Genomic DNA, 25,207 nt, shown 5'->3' with positions numbered 1-25,207 from the left:
CATGTCGTCCGATGGCAAGCGGCTGTCGTTCGTCGAGGCGGATTTGCGGGTGGGCCGAGCGCCGCTATGCAGGATGCAGGTCTTTGAACAACGGGGAATTTCGAACGATGCGCATGAAGAGCCTGCTCCTTTCCGCCTGCCTGACGCTGGCGCCCGCACCCGCCGCGATGGCGCAGACTGTCACCGGATCGGGCGTCGTCCCGGCGACCGCCGCGAACAGCGCCGAGCGCGCGATCGGCTTTGCCGCGACCGCACCCGCAGGTGCCGCGCTCATCGTCATAATGACCGACGCCACGCTGCCGCCGCTCGACGGCGTGGCGCTGGGCGCGGCCGAGCGTCAGGCAGTCGCCGCAGCGACCACCGCGGCGGGCTTCGACGGCAAGGCCGGATCGACGCTGTCGCTGCGCGGCATTGGCGCGCACCCGCGCATCCTGCTTGTCGGCGCGGGCGCCACGCCCTCGTCGCTCGCGCTCGCAGAAGCGGGCGGCAAGGCGGCGCAGGAACTCAGGAGCGAAGGCCATCCGGTGACCATCGCGGGCGCTTTCGGCGACACAAGCGCGGCCAACGTCGCCTATGGTTTCGCGCTCGGCCAATATCGCTTTGACCGGTACAAAACGGTCGACAAAAAGACACCGCCGACGGGCGCGGTGACGTTCGTCGGCGTCAACCCCGCCGGCGCCGAAACCGCCTTCGCCAACCGCTGGAAGCCGCTCGCCGACGGCGTGCGCCTGTCGCGCGACCTCGCGAACGAGCCCGCGAACATCATCTATCCCGAAAGCTTCGTCGCGCGCGTCCGCCAAGCCTTTGCCGGAGCGCCGGGCGTCAGCATCGAGGTGCTCGACGAAGCGGCGATGCGCAAGCTCGGCATGGGAACGCTCGTCGGCGTCGGACAGGGCAGCCCGCGCGGATCGCGCCTGCTCGCGGTCCGCTATCGCGGCGCGGGCGCATCCGACGCGCCGATCGCTTTCGTCGGCAAGGGCATCACCTTCGATTCGGGCGGCATTTCTTTGAAGCCCGGAAACGGCATGTGGAACATGAAGGGTGACATGTCGGGCGCCGCCTCAGTCGTCGGCGCGGCGCTGTCGCTCGCGAAATCGCGCGCGCCGGTCCATATCGTCGCGGTTGCCGCGCTGGCCGAAAATATGCCCGACGGCAATGCCCAGCGCCCCGGCGACGTCACGCGCACCATGTCGGGCAAGACGATCGAGATGCTCAACGCCGACGCCGAAGGCCGTCTCGTCCTTGCCGATGCCAATGAATATGTCGCTGCGACCTACAAGCCGCGCGCGATCGTCAACATCGCGACGCTCACGGGGTCGATCGTTGGCGCGCTCGATGACCAATATGCAGGCCTCTTCGCGCGCGACGAAAAGCTCGCCGACGCCTTGCTCGCCGCCGGCGCCGCGAGCGGCGAGGAACTGTGGCGGATGCCGCTCCACAAAAATTACGCCGAGAAGCTCAAATCCGACATCGCCGACATCCGCAACATCGCGCCGAGCCAGGGGCCGGGCGCCAGCCTCGGCGCGCACGCTATCGGCTTCTTCGTCGACGAGGCGACTCCTTGGGCGCATCTCGATATCGCCGGGGTGAACCAGGCCGACAAAGCGACGCCGCTCGTTCCCAAGGGGATGACCGGCTTTGGCGTTCGCCTGCTCGACCAACTCGCGCGGGGCAGCGAATAGAGTCTTGCGGAACCTCGCAACGCCCCTTGTGTTGCACAAGTGCAACACTATCTTGCCCGGCGAGAAAGGGGCTTTCTGAATGAACCTCGAAAAATTTACCGACCGCGCCAAGGGCTTTTTGCAGGCGGCGCAGACGATCGCGATCCGCATGAACCATCAGCGGATCGCGCCCGAGCATATCGCCAAGGCGCTGCTCGAAGACAATCAGGGCATGGCCGCGGGGCTGATCGCGAACAGCGGCGGCGACACCGCGCGCGCGGTGGCCGGCATCGACGCACTGCTCGCCAAGCTCCCCGCCGTGTCGGGATCGGGCGCGCAGGCGACGCCGGGCCTCGACAATGACGCCGTGCGCCTGCTCGATCAGGCCGAACAGGTCGCGGCAAAGGCCGGCAGCGAATTCGTCGCCGTCCAGAACATCCTGCTCGCGATGGTGCTCGCTCCGAGCACGCCTGTCGGCAAGGCTTTGGCCGATGCGGGCGTGAAGCCCGAAGCGCTCAATGCCGCGATCGCCAAGCTGACCGGCGGGCGCACCGCCGACAGTGCCTCGGCCGAGGACCGCTACGACGCGCTTCAGAAATTCGCCCGCGACCTCACCGAGGTCGCGCGCGAGGGCAAGCTCGATCCGGTTATCGGCCGCGACGAGGAAATCCGCCGCACGGTGCAGATTCTCGCGCGCCGCACCAAGAACAACCCGGTGCTGATCGGCGAGCCCGGCGTCGGCAAGACCGCGATCGCCGAAGGGCTCGCGCTGCGCATCGTCAACGGCGATGTGCCCGACAGTCTGAAAGACCGCCGCCTGCTGTCGCTCGACATGGGCGCGCTGATCGCGGGTGCGAAATATCGCGGCGAGTTCGAGGAGCGGCTCAAGGGCGTGCTCGACGATGTGAAGGCCGCCGAGGGCGAGATCATCCTGTTCATCGACGAGATGCACACGCTCGTCGGCGCGGGCAAGGGCGAGGGCGCGATGGACGCGTCGAACCTCTTGAAGCCCGCGCTCGCACGCGGCGAACTCCATTGCATCGGCGCAACGACGCTCGACGAATATCGCAAGCATGTCGAAAAGGACCCCGCGCTCCAGCGGCGCTTCCAGCCCGTCTTTGTCGGCGAGCCGACGGTCGAGGATTCGATCTCGATCCTGCGCGGGATCAAGGAGAAATATGAGTTGCACCATGGCGTGCGAATCACCGACGCTGCGATCGTCGCCGCGGCGACGCTATCGAACCGCTATATCTCCGACCGCTTCCTGCCCGACAAGGCGATCGACCTGATGGACGAGGCGGCGAGCCGCATCCGCATGGAGGTCGAATCGAAGCCCGAGGCGATCGAGAGCCTCGACCGCCGCATCATCCAGATGAAGATCGAGGAGGCCGCGCTCGGCAAGGAAAGCGACGCCGCGTCGAAGGACCGGCTCGCCACGCTCCAGTCCGAACTCGCCAATCTCGAACAGCAGTCGGCCGAACTCACGCAGAAGTGGCAGGCCGAGAAGGACAAGATTCACGCCGAGGCGAAGATCAAGGAGGAGCTCGACGCCGCGCGCTCGGCGCTCGATCAGGCGCAGCGCGCCGGCGACCTCGCCAAGGCGGGCGAGCTCAGCTACGGCACCATCCCCGGCCTCGAAAAGAGGCTCGAGGAAGCACAGGCCGCCGCGGGCAATGCGATGCTGCGCGAGGAAGTCACCGCCGACGACATCGCCGCGGTCGTGAGCAAATGGACCGGCATCCCCGTCGACCGGATGATGGAAGGCGAACGCGAGAAATTGCTCGGCATGGAGGACACGCTGGGCCAGCGCGTGATCGGCCAGGACGAGGCGGTGCGCGCCGTCTCGACCGCGGTACGCCGCGCGCGCGCCGGGCTGCAGGACCCCAACCGGCCCTTGGGCTCGTTCCTCTTCCTCGGCCCCACGGGAGTCGGCAAGACCGAGCTCACCAAGGCGCTCGCACGTTTCCTGTTCGACGACGACAATGCGATGGTGCGCATCGACATGTCCGAATTCATGGAAAAGCACAGCGTCGCGCGCCTCGTCGGCGCGCCGCCGGGCTATGTCGGCTATGAGGAGGGCGGCACGCTGACCGAAGCGGTGCGCCGCCGCCCCTATCAGGTCGTGCTGTTCGACGAGGTCGAGAAAGCCCATCCCGACGTCTTCAACATCCTCTTGCAAGTGCTCGACGACGGCCGCCTCACCGACGGGCAGGGCCGCACGGTCGATTTCACCAACACGCTGATCATCCTGACCTCGAACCTCGGCAGCCAGGCGATCGCCGCGCTCCCCGACGACGCGCCGGTCGAGCAGGCCGAGCCCGCGGTGATGGAGGTCGTGCGCGCGCATTTCCGGCCCGAATTCCTGAACCGGCTCGACGAGATCGTGCTCTTCAACCGCCTCGCGCAGCAGCATATGGGCGGCATCGTCGACATCCAGGTGGCGCGCGTCCAGAAATTGCTCGCCGACCGCAAGGTGACGCTCGACCTCACCGATGCCGCGCGCGCGTGGCTCGGCCGCGTCGGCTATGATCCGGTCTATGGCGCGCGGCCGCTCAAGCGCGCGGTGCAGAAATATCTGCAGGACCCGCTCGCCGACCTGATCCTGAAGGGCGAGGTCAAGGACGGATCCACCATCAAGGTCGACGAGGGCGACGGCGCGCTGAAGCTGACGCCGGTCTGAGCCGCATCAGCCCGCGCCCGCTGCGGTCAGTTGGCGTGATTGACGGGTGCGCGCGTCATCGCTTCGGCGGTGTCGCGCGCGTTCTGGTTGCCCTGCGCCCACGACTGTTTCCATTGCTCGTTGGTCCGGCAAACGCGCGCCTTTTTGACCCACGAGCCGATCTCGTCGATCTTGCGGCATTTGATATAGTCGGGATGGGTCATCGCCAGCCCTTCGTTATACGCCTTGATCTCGGCATTGGTCATCGCCGACGGCGCCTTGTCGAGCGCGCGGCGGTTTTCGGTTTCGGCCGTCGCAGGGGCGGCGGCAAGCGCCAGTGCGGTCACGATCTGCAGCATCGACGAGATCTCCTTCGGTTCATTGCGGCCGGTTCGGCATCCGCACCAACTGATCCTGCGGTTCCTGCGAAACGCTCCACCCGCGCGCGAGCGTTTCCATCGAATCGCGGGCGTCCTGATTGCCCTTGTCGACGATCCGCTTCCATTCGGAATTGGTGTTGCAGACCCGCAGCTTCTTGACGAGCGAGCCGATCTGCTCGATCCGTCGGCAGCGGATATAGTCGGGGTCGCTCGCTATCCGCCCTTCGTTATAGGCGTCGATTTCCGCACCCGACATGTCCGACGGCGCCCGGGCGAGGCGAGGCTCGCTTTCTTGCGCGCCTCCCGGACCCGCGGCCAGACTGGCGATGAGTGCGATGCTGGTGATGGTCGTCCGCATCTTTCCCCCAGAAAGCGTGAGTGAACGATCAGTTCTGGTTCAACCCCTTGCCCACCATTGCTTCGGCGGTGTCGCGCGCGTTCTGGTTGCCTTGGGCGATCACTTGCTTCCACTTTTCGTTGGTGTAGCAAACGCGATTTTTCTTCACGAGAGAGCCGATTTCGAGCGTCTTGCGGCATTTGATATAATAGGGGTGGGTCTGCGCCAGCCCCTCGTTATGCGCCTTGATCTCGGTCGGGGTCATCGCCGACGGCGCCTTGGGCGGCGGCGCGTGATCGGCGGGCGCCGCGCTCTCGGCGGCGAAAGCCGGCGTGGCGAGCAGCGTGACGGCCATGAAAGCAGGCAAAATCCGGTTCATGCTAGTAGTCCTCCTACCGCGGGCATCGCCCGCAGCCTCATGCCCCGCATCTTATGTGCCCCCGAGGCTTTCGCAAAGCTGAATTTCTGCGGGAAAACGCGAAGCCACGGCCCCCCCCGTCGCACTAGCGCGGCACGGCGTAGCCCGACGTGTCGGCCGACGCGAAATAGCGCAGCAGCAGCTCGCGTTCGCCGGCGGTCATATGCGGGTTCCAGACGTCGAAAATCAGCACCGCGCGCAGCTCGTCGCTGTCGTTCCACGCTTCATGCTCGATCGTGTCGTCGAAGGCGAAGGCGGTGCCTTCCTTCCATTCGCGCGTCTCTCCCCCCACCCGAAAGCCACAACCCGAAGGGACGATCAGCGGCAGATGCACGATCGCGCGCGTGTTGGTGACCCCGGTGTGCGGCGGGATGCGCGTGTGCGGTTTCAGCATCGAGAAGAAGGCACTCGGCGCGCGGCCGGGAATATGCACGCCCGGGACGGCCGCGAGCGCGGCGGCGGTCGCGGGGCAGCGGTCGAGCACCGGCTGGTTCGGCTCGCCATATTCCCACAGGAAACAGGCGCCCCAATCGAGCCGGTTGTCGAGACCCGACCAGATCGTTTCGGGCGTCCCCGCCTCCATCCGCACATAGGGCCGCAGCGCCTCGCCCGGATCGTCGAGCAGCGCCTGCAATTCGGTGCGGATCGCAGGGGTCTGCGCCTCGATTTCGGCGAGCCAGGGAAAATGGCTGCGGTCGAAGAATTCGTCGGCGGGCAGGAAGGGATAACGGACCCCCGCGCATTCATTTTGATAGATGCGGCGCCGGCCGAGCGCGCTCGCGATGAAAGCCTCGCCGCGCCGCGCTTCCATTTCCGACAGGTCGCCGCGCATGTCCTCGAACGCGCCTGACGCCGCCGTGAACATCGTATCGGTGGCCGCCGTCACGAAGTCCCGGCCATGCGCGAGGAACGGCGCAAGCGGCGGCGGAACCGGATCGAGCTGCGCACCGAGCGCGATCGCCGCGCTCCATGCAGCGAGCGCCGCGCCCATTTCGCCGCGCGCTTCGTGCCGTTCGCCCTTGCGGATCCATGCCATCAGGTCGCGGCGATCGATCGCGAGCGCGGCGTCGAGCGCCTCTAGCTCGCGCACGTCATCGTCCAGCGCGCGCCATGCGGAGGCGAGGTTGCGCTGCAATGCGCCCGAATGCGGATCGGCCTCGGTTGCTGCGCCGAAATGGCGCGCGGCCGCTTCATTGTCGCCGGCTTGCAGGGCTGCGATGCCGAGCCGGTTCGCTTCAACCGCCGTTAGCGGTGGAGATGTGCTGGTCATGCCCATGCTTGCCATCGACAGGACCAATCGGCAAGGTCGATTGATGACCGCAGCGCCCTCCGTGTCCGCCATTGTCGACGACGCCGAATGGCTCGCACATCGATATGATCCGGGACACGACGCCTTCCACTTTCGCCGGGTTGGACGGCAAACGCGCTCCGCGGTTCCGTTCCTCATCGACGCGCATCTGGGCGAAGAGGCGGCGCCGGTGATATTGCGCCGCAGCGACTGCCTCGGCGCGATGGGCGCCGCACCCGCGCCGCTCCATTTCATCTTTCATTCGGCCTATTGCGCCTCGACGATGCTGACCCACGCCCTCGACCAGCCGGGCGTCGCAGCCAGCCTCTCCGAACCCGTGCTGCTCAACGACTTGGTCGGCTGGCGCCGTCGCGGTGCGGCGCCGCGCGATCACGGCCGGGTGATGGACGGCGCGCTCGCGATGCTGGGGCGCGGCTTCGAGCGCGGCGAGGCGATGATCGTCAAGCCGTCGAACATCTTCAATCCGCTCGCGCGTGGGGCGCTGATGCTGCGGCCGCAGGCACGCGCGATCCTGCTCTACGCGCCGCTCCGCGCCTTTTTGCTGTCGGTCGCGCGCAAGGGCATGTGGTGCCGTCTGTGGTGCCGTGAATTGCTCGAATCCTATCTCGCCGACGGCTTCGTCGGGCTCGGTTTCGAGCCGCGCGATTATTTCCGTCAGTCGGACCTGCAGGTCGCGGCGGTCGGCTGGCTCGCCCAGCAACAGGCGTTCGCCGCGCTGCTCGACTGGGCGCCCACGCGAATCGCGTCGCTCGACAGCGAGACTTTGACGCGCGATCCCGTCGCGGCGGTCGCGGCGGCGATGGACCATCTGGACCTCGCGGGCGATCGTTCGATGGTCGCCGATCATCCCGCACTGGCGCGCAACAGCAAATCGGGCGCCGCCTTCGCCGAAGGGGAACGGCAGCGCGACCTCGCGACCGCCGAGGCCGCCTATGGCGAAGAAATTTCGCAGGTCGTCGGCTGGGCCGAAACCGTTGCCGGGCAGGCGAACATCCCGCTGACGCTTCCTGGGGCGTTGCCCGTGCGCTGACGCGCCCGGAAAGACCAGTTTCTACCGAAAGCGGACCCATCCATACTCGTCACCCCGAACTTGATCCGGGGTCCCGCTTGCGGTCGAAGGCAAATGAGTGCGTCAAAAAGCGGGATCCCGGATCAAGTCCGGGATGACGAAAGGGGGATCGTCCGCTCCCACCCCGAAACGGTCGTCAAACCGGCTTCGCCATCCGCATAGAAAAAGGGGCGGACATCGCTGTCCGCCCCCAATTCTTGCCGAAGCGTGAAGCGACTAGAACTTCAGCTTCGCCGACACCGCGTAACGGCGGCCCAGCGCGTCGTAGGTCGACGGGAAGGTGTTGCCGCTGTTGTAGGTGGTCGAACCGATCGTGTTGCCGAGGATCGGCGGCTTGTTGTCGAGCAGGTTCTGCACGGTCGCCGTGAACACCAGATTCTCGCTGACGTTGAAACGCGCCGTCAGGTCGAAATAGTTCTGCGCCTTGACCTTGCGGAACGCCGGATCGACGACGCAACCGTCGGGATCGGCGCCCGTCGGATCGGCGCAATCGCCGGGATTGGCCAACGCGAAGTCGAGGTCGTCCTGCAGCTGCTGGGGTTCGAACTGAACGCCATCGATCCAGCGCCACAGCAGCGAGATGTCGACGGTGTCGAAGCCGAGCGTGAAGCGGTTCGAGAACTGGAACTCCGGCTGGATCGAACCCGTGAACGAGCAGTTCACGCTGTAGTAGCCGACGCATTCGCGGTTAAGCGAATCCGCGCTGGCGACATTGGCGTTGAACTTCGAGTGGCGGGTCCAGTTGCCGACGAACGACCAGTCGAGGCTCGCGAAGCCAACATCGGTGCTGTAGTTCATCAGAAGGTCGAAACCATCCGTGTACAGGCGGCCGAGGTTGTTGGTCAGACCGAACAGACCCGGAGTGGTCGCCGGATCGCCGTCGAGGCCGCCGGTGAGCGGGTTGCGGCGGATCGACGTACAGGCCGGGTCGCTCGCGCTTGCCGCCGTGATGTTGTCGAAGCAAGCCGCGATGATGTCACCCGGAAGCGGCGTGCCCAACACGTCGTTGATCTTGATGTTGTAATAATCAAGCGACAGGTTGAAACGCGGCAGGAAGTCCGGCTGGAACACCACGCCGAGCGTCCAGGTATCGGCCTTTTCGGGCTGCAGGTTCAGGTTACCACCAGCGGTGATGTTCGCCTGCGCCGCGGTCGGATTGGTGATGACACCGATCGTCCCGGCGGGAGCGCCCTGCGCGATACAGATGGCGCGCAGGTTGGCGTCGGCAACCGGAGCACCGCCCGCGCACGGATCGATACCAAGGTTGGTAAGCACCGTCGAAGTCGGCGTGAACAGCTCGCCGATGTTCGGCGCGCGGACCGCGCGGCTGTAGTTACCGCGGAACTTGACGCCCGCACCCGGTTCCCAGCTACCGCCGGCCTTCCAGGTCCAGGTGTCGTATCCGCCGGCACCACGGATGCTGTAATCCGAATAACGGACACCCGCTTCGAGGGTCAGGCTTTCGAAGAAAGGCTTGTCCTCGATCAGCGGCGCGACGACTTCGGCATAAGCCTCATACACGTCATACGCGCCGTCGATGTCGGGAGCCGCACCGCCGGCGCCGCCGAGTTCACCCGCCGTCTTGGCAAGGAGATCCGACTGCTGCTGCGCCTTGTAGCTGCGATATTCGCCGCCGAGCGCGAAGCCGATCGGCTGCACCGCCAGCGGCGACGCGAAGCCGAGGTCACCCGAGAGGATGCCGCGAACCTGTGCCAGCGAGGTGCGGTTGACCGAGGTGCTGTTTTCCTGAAGGTAATCTGCCATTTCGGGCGTGATCGAACCTTCGGGGCCGAACATGTCGACGGGAACGCAATCGGTGTTGCCGCTCGAGCAGGTCACGCCGTCGTTCGACAGCGCCGCTTCGCGCCAGCGCGACTGCAGGGTGTAGCCCTGGATCGTCTGGATATTTTCCGATTCGCCATAAGCACCTTCGACGCTCCACTCGAGCGTGTCGGTGATGCCGCCGCGGGCGCCGACGCGATAGTCGAAGAAGGTCGTCTGATAGTCGCTGATACGCGGCCCGACTTCGGGGGTACGACGTGACAGCGCGGTCGTGACTTCGCGATAGTTCGGATCATCCGCGTCCACCGCGGTCGCCGCGGCGTCGCACTCGGCCTGCGAGAAGAGCGGCGTATAGATGCCGTCGGCCTGCGTCGTGTTGAAACCGCAGAACTGGTTACGCAGGTTGGCGGGCAGGAACGGGTTGTTCAGGTTGATCGCGACCGAGCCCCCGAACGAACCCGACGGAGCGATGATCGTCGACACAGTCTGCTTCGAGAACATGCCGCGCGTATAGACTTCGAGCGCGTCCGAGACTTCGTAATTGGCCTGGCCATAGATGTTGAAGCGTTCGAACGGCGTCTGGAAGATGTTGAACGGGTTGAAGTTAAAGGTCGAGAAGGTCGGAACCGCCGTGCCCGTGGCCGGATCGACCTGGAACACGCCATTGTTCGCGACCGTCGGATCGGTGCTCGGCAGACCGGTCAGCGGATCGATCGGACGCGTGCCCGAGAAGCGCGACGGAACCGCCGTGCCCGAACCGCCGGTGCCGCCGGTGTAGCTGTCGACCTGATCGATCGAGAAGGGGCGCGCGCCCTGATAGACGGCGTCGGCCTGCTGATAACCGACGCTGAGCACTGCGTTACCGCGGCCGTCGTCGAAGTTGGCGCCGATCGTGGCGTCGACGCGGAAGATGTTGCCGTCGCCCTGTTCGGTCAGCTGCTCCGAAGCGGTAACTTCAAGGCCGGCGAAATCGCGCTTGGTGATGAAGTTGATAACGCCGGTGATGGCGTCCGCGCCATAGGTGGTCACCGCCGCGCCGGTCTGCGCGTCGACGCGCTCGATCAGCGCGAGCGGGATGTTGTTGAGGTCGACGCGGCCGTTGACGTCCGACGGAGCGACGCGGTTGCCGTTCAGAAGGACGATGTTGCGGGTCGAGCCGAGGCCGCGAAGGTCGACGTACGACGCGCCGCCGTTACCGTTGTTGACCGCCGAACCGATGTTGGCGACCACGCCGGGCAGTTCGCGTAGAACTTCTTCGGCGACGTTCGACTGCTTCAGCTCGATCGTGTCGGCGGTCGTGACGTTGACCGGCGTCGACTGTTCGAGGTTGGGGTTACGGATCAGCGTACCGGTGACGACGATTTCCTCGCCCGGCGCCGCGCCCTCTACGGCTGCGTCCTGCGCATAGGCAGGAGCCGAAACCAGGGCGACGCTCATCACGAACGGCGCAGCGCCCAGCTTCAGCTTGGAATAGTGGGTTTTCTTCACAGTGCAGTCCCTTGCTACTGGTGGATTGAAATTACCCGGACCCCCAGCGCGACAGGCCAAAGCCGACGCGCAGATGCCCCGATAGCGTGCGGGATGAAACTTCGTTCATGTCGAGTAAAGCTAATTCCCGCCGCAAAGGGCCGTTTCGCGGCGCATTGTGACGTATTTGCAACAAACTCGGAAAGCGACGAAATACAATATGCTGCATCGCGTCATTCGCGACATTTTGTTTCACTGGTTACGAAATGCAGGTGGCGGCCATGGCGCTCACCCGCCAATCGGTCCCGCCAGCTTGCCGGGGTCGAGGCGCGCGTCGCGCCATTTGAGGCCCCAGTGCATATGCGGCCCCGTCGCGCGCCCGGTCCGACCGACGGTGCCGAGCCGCTGCCCCTGCACGACGCGGTCGCCGAGCTTCACGTCGAGGCGCTGGCAGTGGAGGAAGGCGCTCGACAGTCCCATGCCGTGATCGACGATCAACAGATTGCCCTCGAGCGTGAAGGGCGCGTCCGCCGCGAGCACGACGACACCGTCGGCGGGCGCCACGAAGGGCGTTCCCGCGGGAACCGCGACATCGGTCCCGCTATGATAGCTGCCGGGCTTGCCCTGATAGACGCGCTGCGAGCCGAAGAAGCCCGACAATCGCCCCGTCACCGGCCAGCGGAACGCCTGCCGCCAGCCGTCGGATTCGATCTGCCTGTTCCGCGCCGCCGCGATCTGTGCCAGCTCGGCGGGACGGCGGCGCTCGAAATCGGCGTCGCTCCGCGCGCTGCCACGATAAGGCGCGTTGATATGCTCGAGCCGCCAGCTACCGGGCGCAACCGCTATCGGACGGACGGCCTCGCGCCCGTCGGCGAGCGTCGCGACCAGCCGCGCCTTGGCCCCCGCGTCGCGATCGAAGGCGATCAGGAAACGCCCATCGGGGGCGACCGGGATCGCCTGCCCATCGAAGGTCAGGCTGCGCGTCCCGTCCGGCACCCGTCCGACCATCACAGCGCCCTGCTCGGCGATGCCCTGCAGCGCGAAATCGGCACGCACCGGCGGACGCGGCGGAGCCGGCGGCGGCGCGGGATCGGGCCGAACCGGCGTATGGGGCACCGGCGCCCTTCCCGTATCGACAGGCGGCACGCAGCCGGCAAGCAAGGCGACGAGCGCCAGGGTCCCGCCGCGTCGAAACCGATCCGCCGCCGTCGACCTCATGCCTTACGCGCGGTATCCAGTGCGGCCTGCACCGACAGCGCGGCGCTCGCATAGGGTTCCTGCCGCGCGACCGACCAATAGCGCAGCTCGTCGAGCCCGATCGGCGCGCCGGTCACCGCGCACAGCACATGGTCGCCGGGCGCGAGGACGCGAAAGCCGTTCGGTCCATATTGCAGGCGGGCAAGGCGGTTGCGGCTGGCGATCAGCATGATTCTCTATCCATAAGGCGGCAGGTCATGGCCCGGTTATAACAGCATCGCGCGATGCGGCCACCCCCCACCCCGATCCTTTGGCCGGGTCCTTTGGGCGGCTTCAGAAGAGCTCGCCCTGCCCGCGCTTCGGCTCGGCGGGCGGCGTTTTGCGCTGCGGCTTGGGCGCGGGCGGCGGCGCATCGCTACCGGCGACCTGCACCGGCACGTCGCCGTCGGCGAACTGCAGCCGCAAATGCCCGGCATCCTTCGCCTTGCCGGCCGATGCGATGATCGCGCCGCCGCCGTCGCGCACCATCGCATAGCCGCGCGACAGGAGCGCGCGCGGATCGAGCGACGTCAGCAGCCGCCCCAGCCCTTCGAGCAGCGCGCGGTCACGGTCCCAGCGCCGCGCGAGCAGCGCGGGCCGCAGCGCCGCGCCGCGCGCCGCGAGCCGCTCCGAAATCATCGTCAGCCGGTGGCGCTGGCTGCGGTCGAGCCGCTCGCCCGCATCGTCGAGCCGCTGGCGCTGCGGCGCGTAAAGCGCCTCGCGCTTCGGCAGGTGGCGCGCGAGCGCAGTCAGCCGCTCGCCCGCCAGCCGCTGATGCCGGTTCGCCGCCCCGATGACGCGGCCGTTCCACGTCGCGAGCTGCGCCTGCAATTCGGCGCGCACCGGCACCGCCATCTCCGCGGCGGCGGTCGGGGTCGGCGCGCGGAAGTCGGCGGCATAGTCGGCGAGCGTCACGTCGGTCTCGTGCCCCACCGCGCTGATCGTCGGGATGCGGCAGTCGGCGATCGCGCGCACGACCACCTCTTCGTTGAACGCCCACAGATCCTCGATCGACCCGCCGCCGCGCGCAACAATCACCAGATCGGGGCGCGGAACCGGCCCGCCGGGCGCAATCGCATCGAAGCCGCGAATCGCATTCGCGACCTGCGCCGCCGCGCCGTCGCCCTGCACCAGCACCGGCCAGACGATGACGTGCGTCGGGCAGCGGTCGGCGAGGCGATGCAGGATGTCGCGGATCACCGCCCCCGTCGGCGAGGTCACGACGCCGATGGTGCGCGGCAGATAGGGCAGCCGGTCATATTTGCGCTCGCGGTCGAACAGCCCCTCGGCGCCGAGCCGCGCCTTCAATTTCTCGAAGAGCAGCATCAATGCGCCTTCGCCCGCGACCTCGAGCGTATCGACGACGAGCTGATATTTGGAGCGCCCCGGATAGGTGGTGAGCTTGCCGGTCGCGATCACCTCGATCCCGTCCTCGGGGCGGAAGGCGAGCCGTCCCGCCTGCCCCTTCCACATCACCATGTCGATCAGCGCATTGTCGTCCTTGAGCGCCGCATAGAAATGCCCCGACGCCGCGCGCTTGGCGCCCGACAATTCACCCCTCACGCGCACGCGCGCGAAGCCGTCCTCGACCGTCCGCTTGATCGCCGCCGATAACTGGCTGACCGACAGCGGCGGAACATTGTCCCCGGGCGAAGCCTCGGCTAACAGCCGCGCTTCGGTGCCATCGTCGGACGCCGTATCGGGAAAAGGGACTGACATGAATATCCTGCTGGTCGGATCGGGGGGGCGCGAACATGCGCTCAGCTGGCAGTTGGCACAATCGCCAAGCTGCGCCAAGCTCTATGCCGCGCCGGGCAACCCGGGGATCGAACTCTACGCCGAATGCGTGCCGATTTCGGTCGACGACATCGACGGTCTGATCGCCTTCGTGAAGGCGCACGCGATCGACTTCGTCGTCGTCGGCCCCGAAGCGCCGCTTGTCGCAGGCCTCGCCGACCAGCTTCGCGACATCGGCATTCCTGCCTTTGGTCCGAGCGCCGCGGCGGCACGGCTCGAAGGCTCGAAGGGCTTCACCAAGGATCTTTGCGCGCGCGCGTCGATCCCGACCGCCGCCTATGTCCGCTGCACCAGCGCCGAGGAAGCGCATGCGGTGCTAGAAGGTTTTGCGATTCCCGTCGTGATCAAGGCCGACGGCCTCGCCGCGGGCAAGGGCGTGATCATCGCCGAAACGCGCGAAGCGGCCGCGGCGGCAGTCGAGGACATGTTCGACGGTGCCTTCGGCGGCGCGGGCGCCGAGGTGGTGATCGAGGAGTTTATGACCGGCGAGGAAGCGAGTTTCTTCGCGCTCTCCGACGGCAAGGACGTCATCGCCTTCGGCAGCGCGCAGGATCACAAGCGCGTCGGCGACGGCGACACGGGTCCGAACACCGGCGGCATGGGCGCCTACAGCCCCGCCCCGGTGCTCACCGCCGACCTCGAAGCCCAAGTGATGGACCGCATCATCCGGCCGACGGTCGCGACGCTCGCAGCCGAGGGCACGCCCTATGTCGGCGTGCTGTTCGCGGGGCTGATGCTCACCGCCGAAGGCCCGAAGCTGATCGAATATAATTGCCGCTTCGGCGATCCCGAATGCCAGGTGCTGATGATGCGCTTCAAGGGCGACTTCGCCGCGCTGCTCCACGCCGCCGCGACCGGGGCGCTCACCACAGCCGAAGCGCCGGCCTTTTCGCACGACTATGCGCTGACCGTCGTCATGGCGGCGCAGGGTTATCCGGGCACGCCCGAAAAGGGCGGCGCGATCCGCGGTATCGCCGACGCCGAGGCGGGCGGCGTGCGCGTCTTCCACGCCGGAACGGCACGCGAGGATCGCACTCTCGTCGCCACGGGCGGGCGCGTGCTCAACGTCACCGCGACAGGCAAGAGCGTCACCGAAGCGCAGGCGCACGCCTATGCCGCGGTCGACAGGCTCGATTTCCCGAGCGGCTTCTGCCGCCGCGACATCGGCTGGCGCGAAGTCGCGCGCGAGGCGGAATAAAACCCAACCTTGTGTGGCGGGCGGCTGGACGCAGGAGACGCTCACGCATAGGCTGACCCAAACTCACAAGCGGAGAAGATCATGATCTGGCTTCAGGAAAACTGGATTATCGCGGTCGTCGGCCTCGTCGTTGCCGTCGTCCTGTTGTGGTGGCTGTTCGGACGCGCCAAGCCCGCCAAGATTGCGCCGCCGACGGTCGAGCCGGCGAAGCCCGCCAAACCGCTCGAACCGGCAAAGCCCGAGATCGTCGCCGCCGAACCTGCGCGCTTCAAACCGGTCGAGCGGGCGCCGCAACCCGCCCCGCCCGCGGCTCCGCCGCCTGCGCCCGCGCCGGCCGCCGAAGCGCCCCCGCCTGCGCCGGAGCCGGCACCCGTCGTCGAGCCGGTCGCTGCAACAACCCCTCCGGCGCCCAAAGCCGCAGCCAAGCCCAAGACGGCCGCAAAGCCCGCAGCGAAGAAAGCCGCGGCCAAGGAACCGGCGGCGAAGCCGGCAACGAAGACGGCCACCAAGTCCGCGGCAAAAAAAGCGGCGGCCAAACCGGCAGCGGCCGGCGCCGCCGCGATTCCCGAAGAACCGACTGTTCCCCCCCCGCCCGCGGCCAAACCCGCCCCGGCACCGTCGGCGGCGAAGGCCGACAATCTGCAATTGCTGAAGGGTGTAGGCCCGAAGCTCGTCGTGCTGCTGAACGGCCTCGGCGTCACCAGCTTCCAGCAGATCGCCGACTGGACCGACGCCGACATCGCGCGGGTCGACGCGCAGCTTGGCGCCTTCCAGGGCCGCATCGCGCGCGACAATGTCGTCGACCAAGCGGGCTATCTCGCGCGCGGCGACAAGGCAGGGTTCGAAGCCAAATATGGCGCGCTCGGGGGCGAACTCTGATCGGCTGAGCCGCCGGCCGAATGGCAGGGAACGGCCGGAAGCGGACGTTCCCTTTACCGTCACCCCGGGCTTGACCCGGGGCCTGCCTTGCCTTTTCGCCGTCGTCAGGAAGAAAAGGCGGGTCCCGGGTCGAGCCCGGGATGACGAGGGTGGTGTAGCAACGTCCGCTCCCCACCCCGAAACGGACTTCAGCGCGCCCGCGAAAAATCCTTTCCTACATTCCTCCGCCATGCTTCAAACTGGCGGATGACATCCCTTCCTCTCCCATCCCGCCTGCTCGTCGGCGTCGGCCGCCGGCGCGTCATTACGGTGGGCTCACCCGGCGACGGGTATCATTTTACCCGAGGGGAATGACAAGTTTGACAACTTCGGAAGTAAATTGCGCGGACGCGGCGCGCTACGCGTCCCCATCATCCTTCGGCTTGCGAACCTCGGTGACGAGCAATTTGTCGATCTTGCGCCCGTCCATGTCGATGATTTCGAAGCGCCAGCCGCGGTCGGTGAACTTTTCGCCCTCGGTCGGCAGATGTTTCAGAATCGCGAGGACGTGACCCGCCGCGGTCGCATAGTCGCGGTCTTCGCCGAGTTCGATGCCGAGCCGCTCGGCCATCTGGTCGGCGGGCATCGATCCCGCGATGAGCAGGCTGCCGTCGTCGCGCTCGACGACGAAGGGCTCGCTGCCGATATCCTGGTCCGACGCGAATTCGCCCGCGATCGCCGAAAGCAGGTCGGCGGGCGTCACCAGCCCGTCGAAATGGCCATATTCGTCGTGGACGAGCAACATCGGCACTTCGGCGACGCGCAGCGCCTCGAGCGCGTCCATCGCGTCGATCTGGTCGTGGATGACTTTCGCCGGCCGCATCAGCTGTTCGAGATCGAGCGTCTCGCCCCGAAACAGCGCCGCGGCGATGTCGCGCGCCTGCACGACGCCGACGATGTCGTCGACCGACCCGCGCGCGACGGGCAGGCGGCTGTGCGGCGTTTCGAGCAATTTGTCGCGCACCCCGCGCGCGTCGAGCGAGATATCGACCCAGTCGACATCCTTGCGCGGCGTCATCACCTCGCGCACCGGCCGGTCGGCGAGCCGCACGACGCCCGAAATGATCGCGCGTTCGCTTTCCTCGATCACCCCCGATTTCGACGCCTCGGCGACGATCAGGTGCAATTCCTCGGCGGTCACCCGGTCCTCCGATTCGCGGTTGAGGCCGAGGATGCGGAACACCAGCGCCGAACTATTGTCGAGCAGCCACACCAGCGGCGCCGCGATCCGCGACAGCCAGTACATCATCGGCGCGACGATGATCGCGATCCGTTCGGGCGCGCGCAACGCGAACTGCTTGGGCACCAGCTCGCCGGCGATCAGCGACGCATAGGTGGTGAGCGCGATGACGAGCGCGAACGCCGTCGACAAGGCGGTCTCCGGCTCGAGACCGAATGCCGCCTGCAGCCGCTCGGCGACGGGCTGGCCCAGGCTCGCGCCCGAATAGGCGCCGGTCAGGACGCCGATCAGGGTAATGCCGACCTGCACCGTCGACAGAAAGCGGCCTGGGTCGGAAGCGAGTTGACGCGCTATCTTCGCGCCCCGGCTGCCGCGCTTTTCGGCTGCCTGGAGGCGCGGGTCGCGCGAGGAAACGATCGCGAGTTCGGACATGGCGAAAACGCCATTGAGGAGGATGAGGACCAGGATGATCACAACATCCGACCAGGGAAAAGGGGTCATCGGGCGGTCGTACGGCGCGTCGGCGCCCGGCCCCTGTCAGCTTCGGTCATGCCTCCCTATAGGCGAAAGCCGGCACACTACACAATGGCGCACGATCGCGGGCTCGCTCAGCCGCGGTTCAGCCCTATTCGGGAACCAGATCGCCGGCCATATGTTATCGGCACACGGGCGCGGCATGCCGAAGATCGGGTATCCGCCGGATAAAGGGAGCGAAAAATGAACAGCAAGACGATCAAGCTCACCATTCTCACCAGCATCGGCGCGATCGCGCTGACGGGCTGCGTCACCGATCCGGTGACCGGCGAACGCAAGATATCGAAGGCCGCGATCGGCGGCGTCGGCGGCGCGCTCGGCGGCTATCTGCTCGGCGACCTGATCGGCGGCCGCAACAGCCGCACCGAGGAAATCGTCGGCGCGGGCATCGGCGCAGTCGCGGGCGCAGGCGTCGGCTATTATATGGATCAGCAGGAAAAGAAGCTGCGCGAACGCACCGCCGGCACCGGCATCGACGTCGAACGCCAGGGCGACCAGCTCGTGCTCAACATGCCCGGCGACGTGACCTTCGACCTCAACAGCGCGATGGTGAAGTCGCAGTTCCGCAGCGCGCTCGACAATGTCGCCTCGACGCTCGCCGAATATCCGAGCACCTATATCGACGTCTATGGCCACACCGATTCGACCGGCAGCGACAGCTATAACCAGGGCCTGTCCGAACGCCGCGCCGCCTCGGTCGCCGACTATCTCGCAGGCCGCGGCATCCAGCGCGCGCGCATGGCGACGCTCGGCTACGGCGAATCGCAGCTCAAATGCTCGCCCGAGCGCGGCGAGGCCGATTATCAGTGCAACCGCCGCGTCGAGATCCGCATCGCGCCGGTCACCCAGAACGACGTCAACGCGGCGCGGTAAGAGTTTCCATTCCCGTGGAATGAAAGGGCGTCGCCGGAAGGCGGCGCCCCTTTTACGCGAGGCTCGGGAAGCTCGCCTTCAGCCCGTCGATCACGAATTGCGCGGCGAGTGCGGCGAGCAGCACGCCGAGCAGGCGCGTGATCACCGCTTCGCCCTTGTTGCCGATCAGCCGCATCAGCGGGCCCGCGGCGAGCAGCGCCGCGAGCGTGAGCAACAGCACGAGGAGCAGGGCGCCGAAGATGACGAAAGCCCGGTCGAGGCCGTTGTTCTGCGACACGAGCAGCATCACCGAGGCGATCGACCCCGGCCCGGCGAGCATCGGCATCGCCATCGGAAAGACCGAGACATCCTCGATTTCGGGGGTCGCCATCACCTTTTCCGCCCGCTGTTCGCGGCGTTCGGTGCGCTTCTCGAACACCATGTCGATCGCGATGATGAACAGCATGATCCCGCCCGCGATGCGGAAACTGTCGAGATCGATGTGGAGGAAGCTGAGCAGCGCTTCGCCGAACATCGCGAAGAAGACGAGGATTAACCCGGCAATGATCGTCGCGCGGATCGCCATCGAACGGCGCTGCTGCGCGCTCGCGCCCGTCGTCAGGCTGGCATAGATCGGCGCGCAGCCCGGCGGATCGATGACGACGAACAGCGTGACGAAGGCCGAGATGAAAAGGTCGATCATGGCTGCTTCGGCGCCGCGACCCGGTCATCGATCACGGTCGCCATTTCCTTGCCGTCCCACAGGCGGATCGTGACGCGGCGCGACTTGTCGGCGCGGACGGTCGAGGTCCAGCTCAGCGTCTGGTCGGCCGACAGGCCGACCGCCCTATCCTCGCCTTCGCCCGCCGCCTCGATCGGCACCGCGGGCCGCGAACCGCAGACCGCCAGTTTCGACGCGATAAACTCGGGTGCCTCGCGCGGCGTCGTCAGCGCGTCGCCATGGTCGAGGACCCAGCTCAGCCGTCCCTTCTTGTCGCGCGCCCAGACGGTGGTGAAAAAGCCGTTCGCCGGCCCCTTCTGCCAGGCGCCGGTGGTGACGCCGCTATTGCCGTCGCAGCTGACATAGACGGCGTGCGGCTGCCACCTCACCGCCTCGGCGGGATCCTTTTGCGACTTCAGCCAGTCGCGCGCGTTCACCCGCTCGGGCACGAACATCACGGCGTCGGGGTGCGCGGTTTCGCGGAACGCCGTCCACTGCCCCTTTTCCTGCGCGAGCTGCGCGAAACCGATCTCGGCGGCGATGAAGGCGCTGGGGTTCGCGGCGAGCGGCCGGTTGCGGAAATCGTCGGGCGATCCCCCGCAGCCCGCGAGCATCAGGGCAAGCGCGGGAACGAGCAACTGGCGCATCAAAAACCCTCCGGATCGGCAAGCCCCGCGCGGCGATGCGCGGCGACGAGCGTGTTGCGCAACAGGCAGGCGATGGTCATCGGGCCGACGCCGCCGGGCACCGGCGTGATCGCGTCCGCAACGCTTGCGGCGTCGGCATAATCGACGTCGCCCACCAGCCGTCCCTTCGCCTCGCCCTCCGCGGGGGGCAGGCGGTTGATACCGACGTCGATCACGACCGCACCGGGCTTGATCCAGTCGCCCTTCACCATTTCGGCGCGCCCGACCGCGGCGACGACGATATCGGCGCGGCGCACGATATCGGGCAGATCCTTCGTCCGGCTATGCGCCATCGTCACGGTGCAATTGGCGCCGAGCAGCAATTGCCCCATCGGCTTGCCGACGAGGATCGAGCGTCCGACGACGATCGCGTCCTTGCCCGACAGGTCGCCGAGCCGGTCCTGCAACAGTAGCAGGCAGCCATAGGGCGTGCACGGCACCATGCCCGGGATGCCAAGCGCGAGACGCCCGGCGCTGACCGGGGTCAGCCCGTCGACGTCCTTGTCGGGATCGATCGTCGCGACCGCCGCCTGTTCGTCGAGATGGCCCGGCAGCGGCAATTGCAGGAGGATGCCGTCGACCGCCTCGTCGGCGTTGAGCGTTGCGAGCAGTGCTTCGACCTCATCCTGCGTCGCCGTCGCGGGCAGGCGGTGCTCAAAGCTTTCCATACCCGCGCCGACCGTCGCCTTGCCCTTCGACCCGACATAGACCGCGCTTGCCGGATCGTCGCCGACAAGGACGACGGCGAGCCCAGGCGCGCGTCCCGTCGCCGCATGAAAGGCCGGAACCGCGTCGGCGATCCGCGCGCGCAGCCCCGCGGCGAAGGCCTTGCCGTCGATCACTTTGGTCGCGGGAACCGAACCGGCCATTCCTCAGGCCATCCCGGTCTGGACGCCGAGCCGGTAGAGATAGGACATCACCGGACCCTGGATGATGATGAGCAGGATCAGCACCACCATCGGCGTCAGGTCGATGCCTCCGAAATCGGGCATGATACGCCGGAACGGACGATAGAGCGGCTCGGTGATCCGGTCGAGCACATGCCAGAGCTGCCCGACGAAATCATTGTGCGTGTTGATGACGTTGAACGCGATCAGCCACGACATCACCGCCTGGACGATGATGATCCACCACAGGATGTTGAGCAGGATCGACAGAATATCGAGAAACATGAAATACAAGGCAAGGTCTCCGGCCAAAGGTCGCTGGCTTGGTCTTAGCGGTGAATGAGCGTCCCCGCACCCCTGGCGGTGAAAATTTCGAGCAGCATCGCGTGCGGGATGCGCCCGTCGAGGATGACCGCCGCCTCGACCCCCGCATCGACCGCCGCGACGCAGGTTTCGACTTTCGGGATCATGCCCCCGGTGATCGTGCCGTCGCCCTTCAACCCGTCGATCGCGGTGCGGTCGAGATCGGTGAGCAGCGCCCCCGATTTGTCGAGCACTCCGGCAACGTCGGTGAGCAGGAAGAAGCGTTTCGCGCCGAGTGCACCGGCGATCGCGCCCGCCATCGTGTCGGCGTTGATATTATAGGTCGCACCATCGGCTCCAAGCGCGACAGGTGCGACGACGGGGATGAAATTGTCGTTCGTCAGGTTGACGAGGATCGTCGGATCGACCGCGACGGGCTCGCCGACGAAGCCGAGGTCGACGTGGCGTTCGATGCCCGAATTGGGATCGGGCTCGGTGCGTGCGACCTTTTCGGCGAGCACAAGGTTCGCGTCCTTGCCCGAAATGCCGACCGCGCGGCCGCCGAGCCCGGCGATCCAGCTGACGATTTCCTTGTTGATCTTGCCCGCGAGGACCATTTCGGCGACCTCTGCGGTCGCGGCGTCGGTGACGCGAAGCCCGCCTACGAAGGTCGATTCGATCCCGAGTTGTTTCAGCATCGCGCCGATCTGCGGCCCGCCGCCGTGCACGACCACCGGATTGATCCCGACGGCCTTCAAGAGCACGACATCTTCGGCGAAGTCGCGCTGCGCCTCGGGATCGCCCATCGCATGGCCGCCATATTTGATCACGAAGGTCTCGCCGGCATAGCGCTGCAGATAGGGCAGCGCCTCGACGAGCGTTTCGGCTTTGGCGAGGAGGTCGGGCATTTGCGAGGGGTCGGTCATCGATATCATCCGGCGTTCTTCGCATCGAGGCTGCGGCCGAGTGCGACCAGCCCGGTGATGACGAAAGGAATGACGAGCACCGACAGCGCGACCTTGGCGAGCATCTGCCCGCCCATCAGGTTGGCGATCGGGAACACGCCGTAAAAGGCGATCGTGACGAACAGCAACGTGTCGACGATCTGGCTCAGGGCGCTGGCGATCGCGCCGCGGATCGCGAGCCAGGTCGTGCCCGCTCCGTCGCGGCCGCGAAGCTTGCTGAAGATCGTGACGTTGAGGAATTGCGATGTGCCATAGGCGACGATGCCCGCCGCCATCAGGCGCGGGCTTTGGCCGAGGATCATGTCGAAGGCGGCGAGCCGTTCGGGCTGCATCTCGGGCGATGCCGGAAGCGCGAGGACGAGCGCGGTCAGCATGATCGACAGGACGAGCGGAACGAAGCCCCAAAGCACCAGCCGGTTGGCGACAGATTGTCCGTGCAGTTCGGACACGGCGCTCGACAACGCGACGAGCAGCAGAAAGGCGAAGATACCCGCCTCGACCGCGAGCCAGCTTCCCAGCGCGACCTGCTTGTTCCCGAGCACGCCCGCGAGCACGACCATGCCGCCATAGACGATCGAAAAGAGAAAGAGCGACGGTGAAAGCGTGCGCGGCAACGCCGCCGAGGTGGGTTCGGTCATGCCGCCCGATAGTCGGTTTTGCGCAGGGTGGAAAGTCCGAGAAGCACGGCTCGACGCGCGGCTCTTGCCCCGCCGCCAAAGCCCGTTATTCAGGCCCATTAACCTGCGGGGGACGCATTTACATCATGGAACGCCTGATCGGTCTGCTTGGGATCGTCGCATTGCTTGCGATTGCCGTGCTTTTTTCGTCGAACCGGCGGTGGATTCGGCTGCGCGTCGTCATCCCCGCCTTCCTGCTCCAGGCCGGCTTCGCCGTGCTCGTCATCGGCACGCCGTGGGGCCGCGCGGTGATCCAGGCAATGTCGAACGCCGTCTCGAATCTCCTCGGCTATGCCAAGGCCGGCACCGATTTCATCTTCGGCCCGCTGGCCTCGCCCGAAATGGGGGCGAACAGCTTCGCGATCGCCGCGCTGCCGGTCATCATCTTCTTCGCCTCGCTCATCTCGATCCTCTATTATCTCGGCATCATGCAGCTGGTGATCAAATGGGTCGGCGGGGCGATCCAGAAGATCACGGGTATCACCAAGGTCGAAAGCCTCGGCGCGGCGGCGAATATCTTCGTCGGCCAGTCCGAATCGCCGCTCGTCATCCGCCCCTATCTCGCCGGGCTCACCCCGTCGCAGCTCTTCACGGTGATGACGGTCGGCATGGCGGGCGTCGCGGGTACGATCCTCGGCGCCTATGCGAGCATGATTGGCGAGCAGCTCCTGCCCTACCTCCTCGCGGCGAGCTTCATGTCCGCGCCGGGGGGCATATTGATGGCCAAGATCATGATGCCCGACGATCCCAAGGACCTCGGCATCGAGCCCGTGATCATGCCCGAGGCCAGCCACGACGAGGAAAAGCCCGCCAACATCATCATGGCGGCAGCACAGGGCGCGCAGACGGGGGTCAAGCTGGCGGTCGCGGTCGGCGCGATGGTGCTCGCCTTCGTCGCGCTCGTCGCGCTCGCCAACGGGCTGCTTGCCGGCATTGGCGGCTGGTTCGGCTATCCCGATCTGTCGTTCCAGGCGATCATCGGCGCGATCTTCCGCCCGGTGATGTGGCTGATGGGAGTGCCGTGGGAGGAAAGCGCGACGGTCGGCGGCCTGTTCGGCAGCAAGGTCGTGCTCAACGAATTCGTAGCCTTCATCGACCTGGGCAGGGCGCAGGCCGACATGTCGCTGGCGGCGGTCGCGATCGCCACCTTTGCGCTGTGCGGCTTCGCCAATTTCAGCTCGATCGCGATCCAGATGGCGGTGACCGGCGGGCTCGCGCCGAACCAGCGTCCGATGATCGCCAAGCTCGGACTGAAGGCGCTGCTCGCGGGCAGCCTGTCGAACCTGATGTCGGCGGCGCTCGCGGGGCTGATGCTCGGGATCGCGCCGCCGCTCGCGGCACCGGCTGCCGAACCGGCTGCGCCTCTGCCGGCGCCCACTTCAGGGCCCGAAACGACGGGCTCGACAACGCCCCCCGCAAAGACGCCGTAACGCGTGGCCTCCCATCGCGCTGACGATATGGGAGAATTTGCAAGCCCCCAGCGAATGGCGTAAACTTAGCGACATAATGAATCCGGGTCGCGTTCGCAAAATGGGAGGCTGTTATGAAAACCGCTTATCGTTTGTCGATCCTTGCCGCGGCCGCGGCGTCGATAGGGGCGGGGCTCCTCGCCACCTCCTACGCCCAGACCGTCGAAACCGAGCGCTATCGTCCCGATCGTCCGCCCGAGGCGACGATTTATCGCGACGCCGGCTATCGCGGCCCGGCCGTGTTCATCGGCGAAGCCAAACCGAACCTCGGCCTCGCGTGGCCGGTCAATTCGGTCCGCGTGCCGAACGGGCGCTGGGAGCTTTGCGAAAGGACGCGTTATCGCGGCAATTGCCGGACGGTCGATCGCGATACGCCGATGCTGAACAATGTCCTGCGCGGCGTCACGGTCCAGTCGATCCGTCCGGTCGGTTCGGGCGGCGGCGGGGGCGGGAACCCCAATCCGCCCGCCAACGATCAGGTCGCACGCGGCAATTTCGCTGAATTCCATACGCAGCCGGCGACAAGCAACTATCGCGTGCTCGCCTGCACCCGCGGCTCGGCGACCGCCAGTTGCGCCGCGAGCACCGCCGACAGCTGGTGCCGCTCGATCGGCTGGAACGGGTCGGCGCGCGAGCATATGGAAACGGTGAACCGGCGCGTCTACCTCGCCGATGTGCTGTGCGTCCGCTCGGGCTATTGAG

The 25,207-nt window shown here is 66.7% G+C and carries 23 protein-coding genes; 8 read left to right on the top strand and 15 right to left on the bottom strand.

All coding sequences use genetic code 11. The features are described 5' to 3' along the window. Nucleotides 1-113: 113 nt before the first annotated feature. Nucleotides 114-1,682, top strand: a complete 1,569-nt coding sequence (locus VFG17_RS00905) for a leucyl aminopeptidase (protein WP_325027597.1) — start codon at nt 114-116, stop codon at nt 1,680-1,682. Nucleotides 1,683-1,761: 79 nt separating this feature from the next. Next, on the top strand, nt 1,762-4,341 hold the full coding sequence (clpB, locus tag VFG17_RS00900) for an ATP-dependent chaperone ClpB (protein WP_325027596.1): 2,580 nt from the start codon (nt 1,762-1,764) through the stop codon (nt 4,339-4,341). Nucleotides 4,342-4,367: 26 nt separating this feature from the next. On the opposite strand, the gene VFG17_RS00895 is transcribed toward clpB, so the two are convergent. From VFG17_RS00895 to VFG17_RS00880, 4 genes are all read right to left on the bottom strand, one after another. Further along, nucleotides 4,368-4,679, bottom strand: a complete 312-nt coding sequence (locus VFG17_RS00895) for a hypothetical protein (RefSeq protein WP_325027595.1) — start codon at nt 4,677-4,679, stop codon at nt 4,368-4,370. Nucleotides 4,680-4,698: 19 nt separating this feature from the next. Beyond that, nucleotides 4,699-5,058 carry a hypothetical protein gene (locus VFG17_RS00890; RefSeq protein ID WP_325027594.1) on the bottom strand — a complete coding sequence of 120 codons (360 nt, stop codon included), beginning with the start codon at nt 5,056-5,058 and terminating at the stop codon, nt 4,699-4,701. Nucleotides 5,059-5,086: 28 nt separating this feature from the next. Then, on the bottom strand, nt 5,087-5,416 hold the full coding sequence (locus tag VFG17_RS00885) for a hypothetical protein (RefSeq protein WP_325027593.1): 330 nt from the start codon (nt 5,414-5,416) through the stop codon (nt 5,087-5,089). Nucleotides 5,417-5,540: 124 nt separating this feature from the next. After that, nucleotides 5,541-6,725, bottom strand: coding sequence for an aspartyl/asparaginyl beta-hydroxylase domain-containing protein (locus VFG17_RS00880; protein WP_325027592.1), 1,185 nt, complete (start codon nt 6,723-6,725; stop codon nt 5,541-5,543). Between the two features lie 43 nt (nt 6,726-6,768). Here VFG17_RS00880 and VFG17_RS00875 point away from each other — a divergent pair, with 43 nt between their 5' ends. Continuing rightward, on the top strand, nt 6,769-7,794 hold the full coding sequence (locus VFG17_RS00875; protein ID WP_325027591.1) for a hypothetical protein: 1,026 nt from the start codon (nt 6,769-6,771) through the stop codon (nt 7,792-7,794). A gap of 255 nt (nt 7,795-8,049) precedes the next feature. Here VFG17_RS00875 and VFG17_RS00870 read toward each other — a convergent pair whose 3' ends face one another. The 4 genes from VFG17_RS00870 to xseA form a co-directional block, all read right to left on the bottom strand. Beyond that, nucleotides 8,050-11,103: a TonB-dependent receptor domain-containing protein gene (locus tag VFG17_RS00870; RefSeq protein ID WP_325027590.1), complete on the bottom strand. Its 3,054-nt coding sequence runs from the start codon at nt 11,101-11,103 to the stop codon at nt 8,050-8,052. A 267-nt stretch (nt 11,104-11,370) separates the two neighbouring features. Next, nucleotides 11,371-12,300: a M23 family metallopeptidase gene (locus VFG17_RS00865; protein WP_414712911.1), complete on the bottom strand. Its 930-nt coding sequence runs from the start codon at nt 12,298-12,300 to the stop codon at nt 11,371-11,373. Beyond that, a complete protein-coding gene (locus tag VFG17_RS00860) occupies nt 12,297-12,509 on the bottom strand; it encodes a DUF2093 domain-containing protein (RefSeq protein WP_136173049.1) in 213 nt (70 codons plus the stop codon). The genes VFG17_RS00865 and VFG17_RS00860 overlap by 4 nt, the downstream gene beginning before the upstream one ends. A 103-nt stretch (nt 12,510-12,612) precedes the next feature. Further along, entirely contained in the window at nt 12,613-14,037 is a 1,425-nt protein-coding gene (xseA, locus tag VFG17_RS00855) for an exodeoxyribonuclease VII large subunit (protein ID WP_325027588.1), read from the bottom strand. Here xseA and purD point away from each other — a divergent pair. Together purD and VFG17_RS00845 are read left to right on the top strand one after the other, a co-directional pair. Then, nucleotides 14,036-15,313: a phosphoribosylamine--glycine ligase gene (gene purD, locus VFG17_RS00850; RefSeq protein ID WP_325027587.1), complete on the top strand. Its 1,278-nt coding sequence runs from the start codon at nt 14,036-14,038 to the stop codon at nt 15,311-15,313. The genes xseA and purD overlap by 2 nt on opposite strands. Nucleotides 15,314-15,394: 81 nt before the next feature. Further along, complete coding sequence (locus tag VFG17_RS00845; RefSeq protein ID WP_325027586.1) at nt 15,395-16,192, top strand: hypothetical protein; 798 nt, start codon at nt 15,395-15,397, stop codon at nt 16,190-16,192. A 397-nt stretch (nt 16,193-16,589) separates the two neighbouring features. On the opposite strand, the gene VFG17_RS00840 is transcribed toward VFG17_RS00845, so the two are convergent. Further along, a complete protein-coding gene (locus VFG17_RS00840) occupies nt 16,590-17,912 on the bottom strand; it encodes a hemolysin family protein (RefSeq protein ID WP_325027585.1) in 1,323 nt (440 codons plus the stop codon). A 216-nt stretch (nt 17,913-18,128) separates the two neighbouring features. On the opposite strand from VFG17_RS00840, the gene VFG17_RS00835 reads away from it, so the two are divergent. Then, nucleotides 18,129-18,818, top strand: a complete 690-nt coding sequence (locus VFG17_RS00835; protein WP_325027584.1) for an OmpA family protein — start codon at nt 18,129-18,131, stop codon at nt 18,816-18,818. 52 nt (nt 18,819-18,870) lie between these two features. On the opposite strand, the gene VFG17_RS00830 is transcribed toward VFG17_RS00835, so the two are convergent. Genes VFG17_RS00830 through VFG17_RS00805 form a run of 6 tightly spaced genes read right to left on the bottom strand, consistent with a single transcriptional unit; the run spans nt 18,871 to nt 22,997 of the window. Next, complete coding sequence (locus VFG17_RS00830; protein WP_325027583.1) at nt 18,871-19,500, bottom strand: MarC family protein; 630 nt, start codon at nt 19,498-19,500, stop codon at nt 18,871-18,873. Then, the gene (locus VFG17_RS00825) at nt 19,497-20,165 is read right to left on the bottom strand and encodes a hypothetical protein (RefSeq protein ID WP_325027582.1); all 669 of its coding nucleotides are present in this window, start codon (nt 20,163-20,165) and stop codon (nt 19,497-19,499) included. The genes VFG17_RS00830 and VFG17_RS00825 overlap by 4 nt, the downstream gene beginning before the upstream one ends. Beyond that, on the bottom strand, nt 20,165-21,073 hold the full coding sequence (folD, locus tag VFG17_RS00820) for a bifunctional methylenetetrahydrofolate dehydrogenase/methenyltetrahydrofolate cyclohydrolase FolD (RefSeq protein WP_325027581.1): 909 nt from the start codon (nt 21,071-21,073) through the stop codon (nt 20,165-20,167). The genes VFG17_RS00825 and folD overlap by 1 nt, the downstream gene beginning before the upstream one ends. A 3-nt stretch (nt 21,074-21,076) precedes the next feature. After that, the gene (locus VFG17_RS00815; RefSeq protein WP_325027639.1) at nt 21,077-21,376 is read right to left on the bottom strand and encodes a YggT family protein; all 300 of its coding nucleotides are present in this window, start codon (nt 21,374-21,376) and stop codon (nt 21,077-21,079) included. 44 nt (nt 21,377-21,420) lie between these two features. Continuing rightward, entirely contained in the window at nt 21,421-22,329 is a 909-nt protein-coding gene (argB, locus tag VFG17_RS00810) for an acetylglutamate kinase (protein WP_409581469.1), read from the bottom strand. Further along, a complete protein-coding gene (locus VFG17_RS00805) occupies nt 22,326-22,997 on the bottom strand; it encodes a queuosine precursor transporter (protein WP_325027580.1) in 672 nt (223 codons plus the stop codon). The genes argB and VFG17_RS00805 overlap by 4 nt, the downstream gene beginning before the upstream one ends. Nucleotides 22,998-23,122: 125 nt before the next feature. Here VFG17_RS00805 and VFG17_RS00800 point away from each other — a divergent pair, with 125 nt between their 5' ends. Both VFG17_RS00800 and VFG17_RS00795 read left to right on the top strand, forming a co-directional pair. Continuing rightward, nucleotides 23,123-24,466: a NupC/NupG family nucleoside CNT transporter gene (locus VFG17_RS00800; protein WP_325027579.1), complete on the top strand. Its 1,344-nt coding sequence runs from the start codon at nt 23,123-23,125 to the stop codon at nt 24,464-24,466. Nucleotides 24,467-24,579: 113 nt separating this feature from the next. Next, a complete protein-coding gene (locus VFG17_RS00795; RefSeq protein WP_325027578.1) occupies nt 24,580-25,206 on the top strand; it encodes a hypothetical protein in 627 nt (208 codons plus the stop codon). Nucleotide 25,207 lies beyond the last annotated feature (1 nt).

The sequence above is a fragment of the Sphingopyxis sp. genome (genome assembly GCF_035686825.1).
In the GTDB taxonomy this organism is placed as follows: Bacteria; Pseudomonadota; Alphaproteobacteria; order Sphingomonadales; family Sphingomonadaceae; genus Sphingopyxis.
Note: the sequence above shows the minus strand (reverse complement) of the source record. Positions and strands in the feature narration are given on the sequence as shown.